We start from the raw sequence: 14,607 nt of genomic DNA on the forward strand, positions 1-14,607 counted from the left end.
ACTATAGCCCATTAAATCTAATTGAAAGCTTGAAATTGCTTGCTTTGAACTCAATATCACTGAGTACTCGCTGAATAGATATATAGCCGAATAAGTATTTTGGGTCATAACGATCCACAACAAGAGAAACAATAACAATGATAACTAAGCTACTGACAAAGGTAATTGGCAGTCGAAACGAGCGTACTCTTCGCCGTCTTCGTAAGATCGTTAAAGAGATCAATAGTTACGAGCCTGATTATGACAAATTAAGTGACGAAGAACTAAAAGCTAAAACAGTTGAGTTTCGTCAGCGTTTAGAAAAAGGTGAAACACTAGAGCAACTATTGCCTCATGCTTTTGCTACGGTACGTGAAGCCTCAAAACGTGTATATGGCATGCGTCACTTTGACGTGCAGTTAATCGGTGGCATGGTACTGAATGACAGCGAAATTGCAGAGATGCGCACGGGTGAAGGTAAAACTTTAACTGCAACCCTTCCTGTTTACTTGAATGCTTTGACGGGTAAAGGCGTGCACGTCGTAACAGTGAACGACTATCTAGCGAGTCGTGATGCTGAAACTAACCGTCCATTATTTGAATTCTTAGGAATGACAGTGGGCGTGAACATTCCGAACATGGCGCCGCCAGCGAAGAAAGAAGCCTACAAAGCTGACGTTCTTTACGGAACCAACAACGAATTTGGTTTTGACTACCTACGTGACAACATGGCGTTCCGTGCAGAAGACCGCGTGCAACGTGAACGTTTCTTCGCAGTAGTGGATGAGGTGGATTCCATCTTAATCGATGAGGCGCGTACACCGCTTATCATCTCAGGCCCTGCAGAAGACAGCTCAGATCTTTATACCCGCATCAATGTGTTGATCCCTAATCTACAAAAGCAAGATAAAGAAGATAGCGAAGATTACCGTGGTGATGGTCACTACACTTTGGATGAGAAATCTAAACAAGTGTACTTGACTGAAACCGGTCAAGAGTACGTTGAAGAATTGATGATTAAAAATGGCTTGATGGAAGAGGGTGATACTCTTTACTCACCAGCCAATATCAGCCTATTGCATCACGTCAATGCTGCACTACGTGCTCATGTACTGTTTGAACGTAACGTTGACTATATCGTTAATGAAGAAGGCGAAGTGGTTATCGTTGATGAGCACACTGGCCGTACAATGCCAGGTCGTCGTTGGTCTGAAGGTCTTCACCAAGCGGTAGAAGCAAAAGAAGGCGTTAAGATTCAAAACGAAAACCAAACGCTGGCATCAATTACCTTCCAGAACTATTTCCGTCTGTACGACAAACTGTCGGGCATGACAGGTACTGCTGATACTGAAGCGTTTGAGTTTCAGTCTATCTATGGCCTAGAAACTGTGGTTATCCCAACCAACAAACCTATGATTCGTAACGATATGCCAGATGTGGTTTACCGTACTGAAGAAGATAAGTTTGCGGCAATTATCGAAGATATTAAAGATCGCGTAAATGCAGGTCAGCCATCTTTGGTGGGTACAATCTCTATCGAAAAATCAGAGCTGTTATCTAACGCGCTGAAAGAAGCCAAGATCAAGCACAACGTTCTAAACGCAAAATTCCACGAACATGAAGCTGAAATTGTAGCGGGCGCTGGTATGCCAGGTGCGGTAACAATCGCAACCAACATGGCCGGTCGTGGTACCGATATCGTGTTAGGTGGTAACTGGAAAGCGGAAGTTGAAGCATTAGAAAACCCAACAGATGAGCAAGTAGCAGAGATCAAACAAGAATGGCGCAAAGTCCATGATCAAGTTCTAGCATCGGGTGGTCTACACATTATTGGTACTGAACGTCATGAATCTCGCCGTATCGATAACCAGTTACGTGGTCGTTCTGGTCGTCAGGGTGATGCAGGTTCTTCTCGATTCTATCTTTCAATGGAAGATTCTCTACTGCGCATTTTCACTTCAGATCGTATGGCTGGCCTAATTCAGTCTGGTATGGATGAAGGTGAAGCGATTGAAAGTAAGATGCTTTCTCGCTCAATTGAAAAAGCACAGCGTAAAGTGGAAGGTCGTAACTTCGATATTCGTAAACAGCTACTTGAATACGATGATGTTGCCAATGACCAACGTAAAGTTGTTTACGAGTTGCGTGATGAGTTGATGGAAGCTGATGACATCAGTGCAATGATCGAACATAACCGCGCTGACGTTGTTGAAAGCATCATTGACGAATACATTCCGCCACAATCTATTGAAGAAATGTGGGATGTTTCTGGTCTTGAGAAACGTCTAAAAACTGAGTTTGAATTAGAATTGCCTCTGCAAACTTGGTTAGATGAAGACGACAAACTTTATGAAGAAGCATTGCGTGAGAAGATCTTAGCGGCAACAGTTGCTGTATACCAAGAGAAAGAAGAAGCGGTAGGTGCATCTGTACTACGTAACTTCGAAAAATCAGTAATGTTGCAATCTCTTGACGGACTTTGGAAAGAGCACTTGGCGGCAATGGATCATTTGCGTCAAGGTATCCATTTACGTGGTTACGCTCAGAAGAACCCGAAACAGGAATATAAGCGTGAGTCATTTGAATTGTTTGAAGGCCTACTTAATACTCTAAAATCTGACGTAGTGTCTATTTTGAGTAAAGTACGTGTTCAACAGCAAGAAGAAGTTGAGCGTATGGAGCAACAGCGTCAAGCTCAAGCTGAAGCGGCGGCTCGCTTAGCAAAAGCTCAGCACCAAACCGCTGAAAACCAACTTGCTGGTGATGAACAACCGGCTGCGGCAGCGCAAACTCCGGTACGTAACGAGCAAAAAGTGGGTCGTAATGAACCGTGTCCTTGTGGCTCAGGTAAAAAATACAAGCAGTGTCATGGTAAAATTGCTTAGTTATTCACTTTGTGAGTGATGGAATAAAATAAAAAGAGTCGCTGATGCGGCTCTTTTTTTACGTGTAGAGAGGAATGAATGAAAAGAGTTCATATTGTTGCTGGCATCATCTTCAACCCTGAAAAAAAACAAATCTATATAACAAAGCGTCCAGATCATGCACATAAAGGTGGTTTTTGGGAGTTTCCCGGTGGCAAGGTCGAACAGAATGAATCGGCCGCTGATGCTATCGAAAGGGAGTTGTTTGAAGAGATAGGAATTTGTCAGTTAGAGAGTGAAGTATTTCAACATTTTGACTTTGATTACAGTGATAAAGCCCTGAGCTTTGATTTTTTTGTTGTACATAGTTTTCAGGGCACGCCTTTTGGCAAAGAAGGGCAACAAGGACAGTGGGTTAACCTTGCCGATTTAGCGAATTACGCTTTTCCTGAAGCGAATATTCCGGTGGTAAAATCAGTGATGCAGCACTTTTAAAGCTATCTGTGAATTGGCTGGATTCTAAACTGTGATTCAGATACATTAAGTCATCCCAATTTTTATAATGGAGACTAACGTAGTGGTGCGAATAGCAGTTGCCGGAGCGGCAGGCCGTATGGGCCGTAATTTGGTTAAAGCAACAAACGTCATTGAACAAGCAACTCTTGGCGCAGCCAATGAACGTCCTCAAACCTCTTTAATTGGGGTAGATGTGGGTGAGTTGAGTGGCGAAGGTAAGCTTGATGTCGCACTTGTTGATGACTTTAATAAAGTGATTGATGATTTTGATGTAATTGTGGACTTTACTGCACCAGCAAATACGTTAGCAAACCTAGAGTTATGTAAACAACACGGTAAAGCTATCGTGATTGGTACAACAGGCTTTAGCGAACAACAAAAGCAGCAAATTAGTGAATACGCTAAGTCTGTTTCTATTGTGATGGCGCCTAACTTTAGCGTCGGTGTTAACCTAGTGTTTAAGCTGCTTGAGAAAGCGGCCAAAGTAATGGGTGATTACACGGATATTGAAATTGTCGAAGCGCATCACCGCCATAAGGTCGATGCTCCATCGGGTACTGCCATCGGTATGGGCGAAGCCATTGCCGGCGCAATGGGTAACAACCTAGCCGATGTTGCAGTGTATGCTCGTGAAGGTATTACTGGTGAGCGAACTCGCGATGAGATTGGTTTTGCAACCATCCGAGCTGGCGATATCGTCGGTGAGCATACCGCTATGTTTGCTGATATCGGTGAGCGTGTAGAGATCACTCATAAAGCGACGGATAGAATGACATTTGCCAATGGGGCAGTGCGTGCAGCACAGTGGTTGGGTGATAAACCGGCGGGTTTATACAGCATGACCGATGTTCTCGATCTGAATAACATTTAATAAAACGCCAGCAGATGCTGGCGTTTTTTTTGCATAAAATTATCTAGCAACATTTGTTTGTAAATGAATGACTTTATATGATCTTTTATAGTGTTTGGTGTGATATTTAACTGAAGTTACTTATTTGATCGGTTAAATCTTGAGGGTAACGTTTTCTATTTCTCGAAAACGTATTTTCACTGATGACTGGTGCGCTTTTCCTATCTGTAGTTGAGAATGACTGTTAATTATCATTTTATATACAGGTTAAGTTTTGTTTTTAGGGGTTTCATATTCCAAACAAGCACTGATAGTAAAAAAAACACTTTTTATTGGTCGTTTAATTGACAATATTACACTGCATCATTAGAATGCCGTCAATTTGTCTGAGTTCAGCAAATGTGACCTATCTCTACAATAGAGAAGGCGCTTGAAATTTAATTTATTAATTTCACATATTTATTTGTTTGGAGGTTGTCTTGAATAAGCCAGCAATATTGGTCCTAGAAGATGGGACTGTGTTCCGTGGTATCGCGATTGGAGCTGAAGGCTCTGCAATTGGAGAAGTTGTTTTTAATACCTCGATGACGGGGTATCAAGAAATTCTTACTGATCCATCCTATTCTCAACAAATCGTTACTCTTACTTACCCTCACATTGGCAATACCGGAACTAACTCCGAAGATGAAGAATCTACTTCTATTCATGCTCAAGGCCTTGTGATTCGCGACCTTCCTATCATCGCTTCTAATTTCCGCAGTGAACAAACACTTTCTGAATACCTTAAATCTCAAAACATTGTAGGTATAGCGGATATCGATACACGTAAACTGACTCGTATTTTACGCGAGAAGGGTGCGCAAAACGGTTGTGTTGTTGCGGGTAATAACCTTGACGAAGCTTTGGCACTGGCAAAAGCGAAAGATTTCCCTGGCCTAAAAGGCATGGATCTTGCGAAAGAAGTGACAACCAAAGAAACCTACCAATGGAAACAAGGTTCTTGGACGCTTACAGGTGGTCTTCCTGAAGCGAAAGATGACTCTGAACTGCCATACCATGTTGTCGCTTATGATTTCGGTGCTAAACGTAACATCTTACGTATGCTTGTTGATCGTGGCTGTCGCCTAACTGTTGTTCCTGCTGAAACTTCAGCGGAAGACGTATTAGCGCTGAACCCAGATGGTGTATTCCTATCAAACGGTCCTGGTGACCCTGCTCCTTGTACTTATGCAATTGAAGCAACTAAAACTTTCCTAGATAAAGGCCTACCTATCTTTGGTATTTGTCTTGGTCACCAAATTCTAGCTTTGGCTTCTGGTGCGACAACAGTGAAGATGAAGTTTGGTCATCACGGTGCTAACCACCCGGTTAAAGACATTGATCGCAACGTAGTAATGATTACTTCTCAGAACCACGGTTTTGCGGCTGACGAAGAGACGCTACCTGCTAACTTACGTGCAACGCATAAATCTCTATTTGATGGTTCATTGCAAGGTATTCACCGTACAGATAAGCCAGCGTTTAGCTTCCAGGGTCACCCTGAAGCAAGTCCTGGTCCACATGATGCGGCACCACTATTTGACCATTTCATTGACCTGATTAAAGAACATAAAGCGTAAGTTGGAGTAGAGAGAAAATGCCAAAACGTAATGACATAAAAAGCATTCTAATTTTAGGTGCTGGCCCGATCGTTATCGGTCAGGCGTGTGAGTTTGACTACTCTGGCGCACAAGCGTGTAAAGCTCTTCGTGAAGAAGGCTACCGAGTAATTCTAGTTAACTCAAACCCTGCAACAATCATGACTGACCCAGAGATGGCCGATGCAACTTACATCGAACCAATCCAATGGGAAGTTGTACGCAACATCATTGCTAAAGAACGCCCTGATGCAGTATTGCCTACTATGGGTGGTCAAACAGCACTTAACTGTGCCCTAGACCTAGAAAAGTACGGTGTTCTATCTGAGTTTAATGTTGAGATGATTGGCGCAACTGCTGATGCTATCGACAAAGCCGAAGACCGTTCTCGCTTTGATAAAGCGATGAAATCCATTGGCCTAGAGTGTCCTAATGCGGATACTGCTAAGAGCATGGAAGAAGCGTACAAAGTTCTAGAAATGGTTGGCTTCCCTTGTATCATCCGTCCATCATTCACTATGGGTGGTACTGGTGGCGGTATCGCGTACAACAAAGAAGAATTTGAAGAAATTTGTCGTCGCGGTCTAGATCTTTCACCAACCAATGAGCTTCTAATCGATGAATCTCTAATTGGTTGGAAAGAGTACGAGATGGAAGTGGTTCGTGATAAAGCGGACAACTGCATCATCGTTTGTGCGATTGAAAACTTTGACCCTATGGGTATTCACACTGGTGACTCAATCACAGTGGCTCCAGCACAAACGCTAACTGACAAAGAATACCAATTGATGCGTAACGCATCTCTTGCGGTACTGCGTGAAATCGGCGTAGAAACAGGTGGTTCAAACGTACAGTTTGGTATCAACCCGAAAGATGGCCGTATGGTTATCATCGAGATGAACCCACGTGTATCTCGTTCTTCTGCTCTAGCTTCTAAAGCAACAGGCTTCCCAATCGCTAAGATTGCGGCGAAACTGGCAGTAGGCTTTACCCTAGACGAATTGATGAATGACATCACTGGCGGCGCAACACCAGCCTCATTCGAACCAACTATCGATTACGTAGTTACTAAGATCCCTCGTTTTAACTTCGAGAAATTTGCCGGTGCTAATGACCGTCTAACTACACAGATGAAATCTGTGGGTGAAGTTATGGCGATTGGTCGTAACCAACAAGAGTCTCTACAAAAAGCATTGCGTGGCCTAGAAGTTGGCGCAACAGGTTTTGACGAAATGGTTGACCTCGATGCTCCTGACGCACTGACTAAGATTCGTTACGAGCTTAAAGAAGCAGGCGCAGAGCGTATCTGGTACATCGCTGACGCATTCCGTGCCGGCATGTCAGTTGACGGCGTATTCAACCTAACGGCAATTGACCGTTGGTACCTAGTTCAAATCGAAGAAATCGTTAAGCTTGAACAACAAGTTAAAGCGAACGGTTTTGCGGGTCTAAACAAAGACGCACTAAACCAACTGAAACGTAAAGGCTTCGCAGATGCTCGTCTGTCTAAGATCCTTGGCGTTGCAGAAAGCGAAATTCGTCGTCTACGTGACCAATACGAAATTCACCCTGTTTACAAACGCGTAGATACTTGTGCGGCTGAATTCTCTTCAGATACGGCTTACATGTACTCATCTTACGATGACGAGTGTGAAGCAAACCCAACCGATAAAGACAAGATCATGATCTTAGGTGGCGGTCCAAACCGTATCGGCCAAGGCATCGAATTTGACTACTGTTGTGTACATGCATCACTAGCACTACGTGAAGATGGCTTTGAGACTATCATGGTTAACTGTAACCCTGAGACAGTGTCTACAGACTACGACACATCTGACCGTTTGTACTTCGAACCAGTAACTCTGGAAGATGTACTTGCTATCGCTCGTGTAGAGAAGCCTAAAGGCGTTATCGTACAATACGGTGGTCAAACTCCACTGAAATTGGCTCGTGCTCTAGAAGCCGCTGGCGTACCTATCATTGGTACTAGCCCTGACGCTATCGACCGCGCCGAAGACCGTGAGCGTTTCCAAGTTGCTGTTGACCGTTTAGGTCTTCTACAACCACAAAATGCGACAGTAACCACAATGGAACAAGCGATTGAGAAGTCGCGTGAAATTGGTTACCCGCTAGTTGTACGTCCTTCTTACGTACTTGGTGGTCGTGCGATGGAAATCGTATACGATGAGCAAGACTTACGTCGTTACTTTAACGAAGCAGTTAGCGTTTCAAACGAATCTCCTGTACTACTTGATAGCTTCCTTGATGATGCCGTTGAAGTAGACGTTGATGCCATTTGTGACGGTGAGCGCGTAGTGATTGGCGGTATCATGGAACATATCGAACAAGCGGGCGTTCACTCTGGTGACTCTGCATGTTCACTTCCTGCTTACACGTTAAGCCAAGAAATCCAAGATGTGATGCGTGAGCAAGTTGAGAAACTGGCGTTTGAGCTAGGTGTTCGTGGTCTAATGAACACACAGTTTGCGGTTAAGAACAATGAAGTATACCTAATCGAAGTTAACCCTCGTGCAGCGCGTACTATCCCATTTGTTTCTAAAGCAACTGGCGCTCCAATTGCTAAGATTGCCGCTCGCGTAATGGCAGGTCAATCTCTAGAAGCTCAAGGCTTCACTAAAGAAGTGATTCCACCATACTACTCTGTTAAAGAAGTAGTTCTACCGTTCAACAAATTCCCAGGCGTTGACCCACTATTGGGCCCTGAGATGCGTTCAACTGGTGAAGTTATGGGTGTTGGCGCAACATTTGCTGAAGCGTACGCTAAAGCAGAACTGGGTTGTGGTCATGTATACCCTGAAGGTGGTCGTGCACTGCTTTCTGTTCGTGAAGGTGACAAAGAGCGTGTTGTTGACTTAGCATCGAAGCTAACCAAATTAGGTTACCATTTAGATGCGACTCACGGTACAGCGGTTATCCTTGGTGAAGCAGGTATCAACCCTCGTCTAGTGAACAAAGTACATGAAGGCCGCCCTCATATTCTTGACCGTATCAAGAACAATGAATACACCTACATTGTAAACACTGCTGCAGGTCGTCAAGCGATTGAAGACTCAAAAGTACTACGCCGTGGTGCTCTTGCTGAGAAAGTAAACTACACCACAACGCTAAACGCTGCATTTGCAACCTGTATGGCTCATACTGCGGACGCTAAAACTAGCGTGACTTCAGTACAAGAACTGCACGCAAAAGTGAAAGCAAGCTTAGCGTAACAACAAACTTTAAAAATAATAATCAGGCGGGAGTATTGCTCCCGTCATGACAACCTCATTTGCCCGCTTCTATAGCGGGCTTTTTTGTGTTTATAGTTATTCGATATAGCCACTTGATATAGCTACATCAATTGATGAAAATTAGGAATGAGTTGCTTTCTATTGTTTCGCTATTGTGATTTATCTCTCAGTGCTATCGTAGCGTTTCGATTTTTAGCGGATGGATGATGACCGATGGATGTAAGCATTGAGATACTTACGTTTTTATTTTTTGTAGCGGGCTTAGCCGGTTTTATTGATGCCATGGCAGGTGGCGGTGGGTTATTAACCTTACCGGCATTATTAGCCGCTGGCGTACCTCCTACGCATGCATTGGCCACCAATAAACTGCAAAGTTCGTTTGGTAGTTTCTCAGCCAGCTTTTATTTTGTGCGCAGTGGCTTAGTGAGCCTTAAAGAAATGCGCCTTGCTATTTTGTGTACTTTTATCGGTTCGGCGACTGGCGCAGAAGCGGTGCAGTATATTGATGCCAGTATTTTAACCAGTCTTATTCCCGCATTATTGATACTGATTTCTTTGTACTTTTTATTGTCACCACAAAATCGTGAAGCATCCGGTGAGCGAAAAATATCTGAAGCTATGTTCGCGTTTTTCATCGGTGGCGGTATTGGTTTTTATGATGGCTTCTTTGGGCCGGGAACAGGCTCTATTTTTGCGGTTTGTTTTGTGGTGCTGGCTAATTGTTCTTTGGTGGAAGCAACAGCGCGCACTAAAGTATTGAACTTTACTTCTAATATTGCTGCATTAACCTTCTTTATTATTGCGGGTTTGCCAATTTGGAAAATTGGTTTAGTGATGGCGGTTGGCGGGTTTATTGGTGCTCGTTGCGGCGCAAAAATTGTGGTGACCAAAGGGCAACGTTGGATCCGTCCGTTAGTGATCATTATGTCAATGACTATGGCAATGAAGCTGCTTTGGGAACAACATCAGCAATGGTTTGTATCATTGATTTCACTCTTTCATTCTTAAGCGATTTGGCTCTTACGCAGACATTTATCGGGCGGTTCAGCGGTTTTAGTTGTTCAAAGTGAAATAGATTTTTCGTCGCAATATTAAGTGTCTTAATTGTTGATAGCGGGATAAGTGCTGGGGCTAATCCACCCAGAGCAAGGTTAGCCGCCGCAGTATAGGAGTCCATTTCCATTAGTGGGCTCACGCCAAGCTTTGCTAGCAATTGCAGCTGATAAGTGTTGGCTGGGTTGGCTAAGTCATTACAGATGAGTTTGCTAGGAAGCTGTGACAGGGGCTGCTTGCTGACAATATAAAAAGGCTCATCAAACAAGTGAAATACTTCCAACCCGTGACTTTTTGGTAAGTGACCAGCACAAAAGCCAATGGTCACTCTGCCTGATTGCACGTTTTCAACAATTCTCGGGGTATGGTTGGTAGTGATAGTGAACGCGTTTTCTACCGCATTTATCTTATCTATTTGCGATGAAAGATAGCCTGCAATCAAGGTTTCTGAACAGTCCATTTTAATGACTGCATCTGAAGATAAGCTTTGCTCATCGCTGATCAGGCCTTGTAGTTCAATAAAGGTTGCTGCGACATTTTGGATAAGAGTTTGCGCAGCTGGGGTGAGTCTAATCAAGCGCCCATCGGGCTCAACTAATTTTTTATCGAGCTTTTTTTCTAAGTTTGAAATGCGTTTGCTGACTGCTGACTGGCTAATATAAAGCTGAGAGCCTGTGCGACTCATGGTTTTTTCTTTGTTTAACACTAGCAGTGTTTCGATACCTTCTAAAAGCATACGGCACTCATGAATATATGGAATTGATATTGAGTTAAGCTAGATGATTATAGGCAAAGTTGCTAGAGAAAAGTCATAAACTTAGCAGGAAAATAAAGCAATTATTTGACCTACTAAAGTTGATGACTTTTTCAAACTTGGGTATGGAGTGTTTTTGCCGTGAATATACGGCGTTAAACCTGTGACTACTGTTTGTTTAAGGCAAATGTAGGTAACGACAAATGCCAGCGAATGGCGGCTAAGCGTATGAGCAAGGTAACGGTAATACCTCCTAACATAGCTTGTGTGCTATTTACGCCTAATTCCATGAGCCCTGTATGTGTGCAGCCTCCGGCAATACATGCGGTTGCGTACACTTCACTGCGCAAGATCATCGGGATTTCTCGCGCTAAAATATCGCGTAAGATCCCACCGCCACAGCCTGTGAGTACCCCCATCATGACTGCAATCATGTAAGAGTCTTGATAGCTCAATGCCTTTTCAACACCAATGCCGACAAAAGCCGCTAATCCAATCGCATCACAAACAGGCAGCAAGTACCAAGCAATGCGTTTTGGCCTTCTGACGATCAGCATGGTGATCAAACTGGTTATGATGATCACCCAAACATAGGTGGTATTGCCAATCCAAAATACAGGAGTGGCACCTAGCATCATATCTCGAATAGTTCCCCCACCAATGGCAGTGACTGCAGCCAGTACAATCACGCCAAACGGATCCATTCTTAATCGACCGGCCAGCAATACTCCAGAAATAGCAAAGATGGCGGTACCAAAGAGGTCGATAAAGTACAGCAGGCTCATTACGCAGTTTTCACCAACGCTAGCATGTTCAGCACCATCTCAGATGAGCTCTTCGCTGCAAGAGGCAAGAACTCTTCAAAGCTCATTGGTGATTCTTTATCGGCCACATCAGAGATAGCACGTACGACCACAAAAGGAACCGCAAATTGATGACAAGTTTGAGCGATAGCCGAGGCTTCCATTTCTACTGCGATAACAGAAGGGAAGTCTGTGCGAATGCGTTGTTGCGCTTGTGCGGTGCAAACAAAGGTGTCACCTGTACAAATAAGACCGTGTACTGCGTGTGTATCAGCCATTTTGTCTAGTGCAGATTGCGCAAGATTAATCAGCTTTTCATCAGCTTTAAAAGCTGCTGGCTGACCAGCCATTTGCCCAATTTCATAACCAAAAGCAGTTACATCAGCATCATGGTGACGAACTTCAGTCGACACGATAACATCACCAAGGTTAAGGCTGGAGTCAAAACCGCCTGCAGAGCCAGTGTTGATAATCACGTCAGGTTGGTAATCACTGATCAGTAATGTCGTACCAATAGAAGCGGCAACTTTACCAATGCCAGATTGAAGTAGAACCACTTCAACACCATCAATGTCACCTGCGAAGAAGGTACAACCGCCTTTCTTCTGTTCGGTTAATCCCTTGATAGATTGTTTTAGGATGGCAACTTCTTGTTCCATCGCACCGATAATGCCGACTTTCATAAAAATCTCGCTCTGATCAATGTAGCTATATTAGATAGGGCGAGATTGTAGCATAGGAGTTTTATAGAAGTGAAAGCTAGATTAGACCAGCTTCTAATAACGCCGCACGTAGCGCATCAGCACGTTTACGGTTCACCCCAAAGTCTGAGTGACCTGTACGTGATTCTGAGCGCACGATGAGCTTGTCATCAATGATACGAAGCTCTAGATCGTCGACAAAACGAAATACCTTACTGGTGTATTCAATGCGTAGGTAATTTTCTTGTCTATCTGCGGTTTTTGCTCGGCCTAAGCCAAGTGCCACGCTTTCTATGGCCTCTAAAGTGGTATCAGGTTTTAGGACAAATGGAGCTAAAGCGTATTTCTCTCTGCCGTCTTGAGTTGAGACACAGTTGGGCTTGTCAGCGCAGGGCTGAATACTTCTATCTGACATTGTGCTCTCTCCGTTGCTACATCCTACGGCAAGGGTTGTTGCCATGAGTAATGCGAGTGGTTTAAACATGAGTCTATCAATCCGTTGTTAGTGTGGAATTGCTCAGCACTGTGTCCTTAGTGCATGAAGTTTATATGTTGTGTTTAAATACAATAACTTAACGTTATTTTTACAAGTTAAGTTTAAAACAGACAAAGGTCAAGAGGCTTATGCAAACTCTTTATTAAAAAGAAGACAGGAAGAGGATTTAGGTGGTGGCCTAAAAAAGGCCAGCGGTGTTAAGGCTGGCCAAAGATTGGAATCTTAAGATTTAATTATTCTGAAAGCATTAGCGAGTTAGCTTTTGCTTCTAAGTTAGAGCTTTGCATTAGGTATTTGTCGATAGCGATTGCACACTCACGACCTTCATTGATACAACGAACCACCAAAGATTGGCCAGTACGCATATCACCTGCTGCAAATATACCTTTTTGGTTAGTCGCAAAGCCTTCGGCTGCCACATTACCACGTTCATCAAGTTTGATGTCCAGTTGAGCTAGCACGCCAGTAGGTTCTGGGTGTAAAAAGCCCATAGCCAAGAAAGCAAGATCACAAGGGATCACACGTTCACTGCCGGCAACTTCTTCAAAACTAGGACGTTCGCCAGGCGCAGCATCTTGCCAAACGATGTCAGCAATGCGCAGACCTGTTACTTCACCTTTATCATTCGCGATAAACTCTTTGGTCAGAATGTTCCAGTGACGCTCACAACCTTCTTCGTGAGAAGTGGTTGTTTTCATGATCATTGGATACTGAGGCCAAGGCATATTCGCTGGGCGTTTCTCTGGTGGGATCGGCATGATCTCTACCTGAGTAATGCTAGCGGCTTTATGACGGTTAGAAGTACCCACACAGTCAGAACCTGTATCACCACCACCGATAACCACAACATGTTTACCCGCCGCGTGAATTTCTTCACCCTTAAGATCCATCTCATTAGCACGGCGGTTGTTTTGACCTAGGAATTCCATGGCGAAGTGCACGCCTTTTAATTCACGACCAGGAATTGGCAGATCGCGTGGAACCGTAGAACCACCGGTTAGCAAGACAACATCGAAGTCTTGACGCAGTTGTTGTGCGTTAATGTCGACACCAATGTGCGCATTCACTTCAAACTTAACGCCCGCTTCAGCCATTAGGTTGATCTTACGATCAATGATGTCCATGCCTAGCTTAAAGTCCGGGATACCAAAGCGCAGTAGACCACCCACTTTCTCGTCACGTTCAAATACTGTTACGCAGTGACCAGCACTGTTTAACTGTTCTGCTGCTGATAAACCGGCAGGGCCACTACCGATAATGGCAACACTTTTACCTGAACGAGAACGTGGTTTCTTAGGTTTGGCATAACCTTCTTTGTAGGCACGCTCAACAATAGTCTTCTCAATGTTACAGATGGTAATAGGGTCTTGGTTAATACCTAGTACACAGGCTGTCTCACAAGGAGAAGGGCACACACGACCTGTAAATTCAGGGAAGTTGTTCGTAGAACTTAGGATGTTCCACGCTTCTTCCCAGCTGTCGCGATATACCGCGTCATTGAATTCAGGAATGATGTTACCGATAGGGCAACCGCTGTGGCAGAAAGGTACGCCACAGTCCATACAACGTGATGCCTGAGTATTGATTTTGTCACCAAACTCTTCGTTTAGCACAAATTCTTTGTTGTCTTCGATACGAACAGACGGGTCGCGTTTTTGTGGAAGCTCACGACCGTGCTCCAAAAATCCAGTAGGCTTACCCAT

Annotated in this window: 12 protein-coding genes; 7 read left to right on the top strand and 5 right to left on the bottom strand. The window is 44.0% G+C overall.

Translation table 11 applies throughout. The annotated features are described in order from the left end of the window. Positions 1-137 precede the first annotated feature (137 nt). From secA to QV280_RS02020, 6 genes are all read left to right on the top strand, one after another. Positions 138-2,864: a preprotein translocase subunit SecA gene (secA, locus tag QV280_RS01995; protein WP_023405215.1), complete on the top strand. Its 2,727-nt coding sequence runs from the start codon at positions 138-140 to the stop codon at positions 2,862-2,864. A gap of 78 nt (positions 2,865-2,942) precedes the next feature. Beyond that, positions 2,943-3,338 (top strand): 8-oxo-dGTP diphosphatase MutT, encoded by a 396-nt coding sequence (gene mutT, locus QV280_RS02000; RefSeq protein ID WP_152821319.1) that lies wholly within the window; start codon positions 2,943-2,945, stop codon positions 3,336-3,338. A 67-nt stretch (positions 3,339-3,405) separates the two neighbouring features. Then, positions 3,406-4,230 carry a 4-hydroxy-tetrahydrodipicolinate reductase gene (gene dapB, locus QV280_RS02005; protein WP_152821317.1) on the top strand — a complete coding sequence of 275 codons (825 nt, stop codon included), beginning with the start codon at positions 3,406-3,408 and terminating at the stop codon, positions 4,228-4,230. Positions 4,231-4,688: 458 nt separating this feature from the next. Then, a complete protein-coding gene (gene carA, locus QV280_RS02010; RefSeq protein ID WP_152821315.1) occupies positions 4,689-5,828 on the top strand; it encodes a glutamine-hydrolyzing carbamoyl-phosphate synthase small subunit in 1,140 nt (379 codons plus the stop codon). Positions 5,829-5,845: 17 nt separating this feature from the next. Further along, positions 5,846-9,076, top strand: a complete 3,231-nt coding sequence (carB, locus tag QV280_RS02015; RefSeq protein ID WP_023405219.1) for a carbamoyl-phosphate synthase large subunit — start codon at positions 5,846-5,848, stop codon at positions 9,074-9,076. A 234-nt stretch (positions 9,077-9,310) separates the two neighbouring features. Then, positions 9,311-10,105: a TSUP family transporter gene (locus QV280_RS02020; protein WP_152821313.1), complete on the top strand. Its 795-nt coding sequence runs from the start codon at positions 9,311-9,313 to the stop codon at positions 10,103-10,105. Here the strand turns inward: QV280_RS02020 and QV280_RS02025 are convergent. From QV280_RS02025 to QV280_RS02040, 4 genes are all read right to left on the bottom strand, one after another. Beyond that, the gene (locus QV280_RS02025; RefSeq protein WP_152821311.1) at positions 10,032-10,886 is read right to left on the bottom strand and encodes a LysR family transcriptional regulator; all 855 of its coding nucleotides are present in this window, start codon (positions 10,884-10,886) and stop codon (positions 10,032-10,034) included. The two genes, QV280_RS02020 and QV280_RS02025, sit on opposite strands and share 74 nt — an antisense overlap. 185 nt (positions 10,887-11,071) lie before the next feature. Next, positions 11,072-11,689, bottom strand: a complete 618-nt coding sequence (locus QV280_RS02030) for a trimeric intracellular cation channel family protein (RefSeq protein WP_023405224.1) — start codon at positions 11,687-11,689, stop codon at positions 11,072-11,074. Then, positions 11,689-12,390 carry a 5'-methylthioadenosine/S-adenosylhomocysteine nucleosidase gene (gene mtnN, locus QV280_RS02035; protein WP_023405225.1) on the bottom strand — a complete coding sequence of 234 codons (702 nt, stop codon included), beginning with the start codon at positions 12,388-12,390 and terminating at the stop codon, positions 11,689-11,691. The genes QV280_RS02030 and mtnN overlap by 1 nt, the downstream gene beginning before the upstream one ends. Positions 12,391-12,466: 76 nt before the next feature. Next, positions 12,467-12,892, bottom strand: coding sequence for a DUF1499 domain-containing protein (locus tag QV280_RS02040; RefSeq protein WP_039971124.1), 426 nt, complete (start codon positions 12,890-12,892; stop codon positions 12,467-12,469). Positions 12,893-12,962: 70 nt separating this feature from the next. On the opposite strand from QV280_RS02040, the gene QV280_RS02045 reads away from it, so the two are divergent. Further along, the gene (locus tag QV280_RS02045) at positions 12,963-13,130 is read left to right on the top strand and encodes a hypothetical protein (protein WP_172972823.1); all 168 of its coding nucleotides are present in this window, start codon (positions 12,963-12,965) and stop codon (positions 13,128-13,130) included. A 7-nt stretch (positions 13,131-13,137) separates the two neighbouring features. Here QV280_RS02045 and QV280_RS02050 read toward each other — a convergent pair whose 3' ends face one another. Then, on the bottom strand, positions 13,138-14,607 hold the full coding sequence (locus QV280_RS02050) for a glutamate synthase subunit beta (RefSeq protein ID WP_023405228.1): 1,470 nt from the start codon (positions 14,605-14,607) through the stop codon (positions 13,138-13,140).

This window comes from Vibrio sp. B1Z05, assembly GCF_052955985.1.

Excerpts from the sequence above, each read along its gene's own strand:
- carB (WP_023405219.1), top strand. The coding sequence starts at position 5,846 with ATGCCAAAACGTAATGACATAAAAAGCATTCTAATTTTAGGTGCTGGC.
- mutT (WP_152821319.1), top strand. The coding sequence starts at position 2,943 with ATGAAAAGAGTTCATATTGTTGCTGGCATCATCTTCAACCCTGAAAAA.
- QV280_RS02030 (WP_023405224.1), bottom strand. The coding sequence starts at position 11,689 with ATGAGCCTGCTGTACTTTATCGACCTCTTTGGTACCGCCATCTTTGCT.
- secA (WP_023405215.1), top strand. The coding sequence starts at position 138 with ATGATAACTAAGCTACTGACAAAGGTAATTGGCAGTCGAAACGAGCGT.
- mtnN (WP_023405225.1), bottom strand. The coding sequence starts at position 12,390 with ATGAAAGTCGGCATTATCGGTGCGATGGAACAAGAAGTTGCCATCCTA.
- QV280_RS02025 (WP_152821311.1), bottom strand. The coding sequence starts at position 10,886 with ATGCTTTTAGAAGGTATCGAAACACTGCTAGTGTTAAACAAAGAAAAA.
- dapB (WP_152821317.1), top strand. The coding sequence starts at position 3,406 with ATGGAGACTAACGTAGTGGTGCGAATAGCAGTTGCCGGAGCGGCAGGC.
- QV280_RS02050 (WP_023405228.1), bottom strand. The coding sequence starts at position 14,607 with ATGGGTAAGCCTACTGGATTTTTGGAGCACGGTCGTGAGCTTCCACAA.
- QV280_RS02020 (WP_152821313.1), top strand. The coding sequence starts at position 9,311 with ATGGATGTAAGCATTGAGATACTTACGTTTTTATTTTTTGTAGCGGGC.
- QV280_RS02040 (WP_039971124.1), bottom strand. The coding sequence starts at position 12,892 with ATGTTTAAACCACTCGCATTACTCATGGCAACAACCCTTGCCGTAGGA.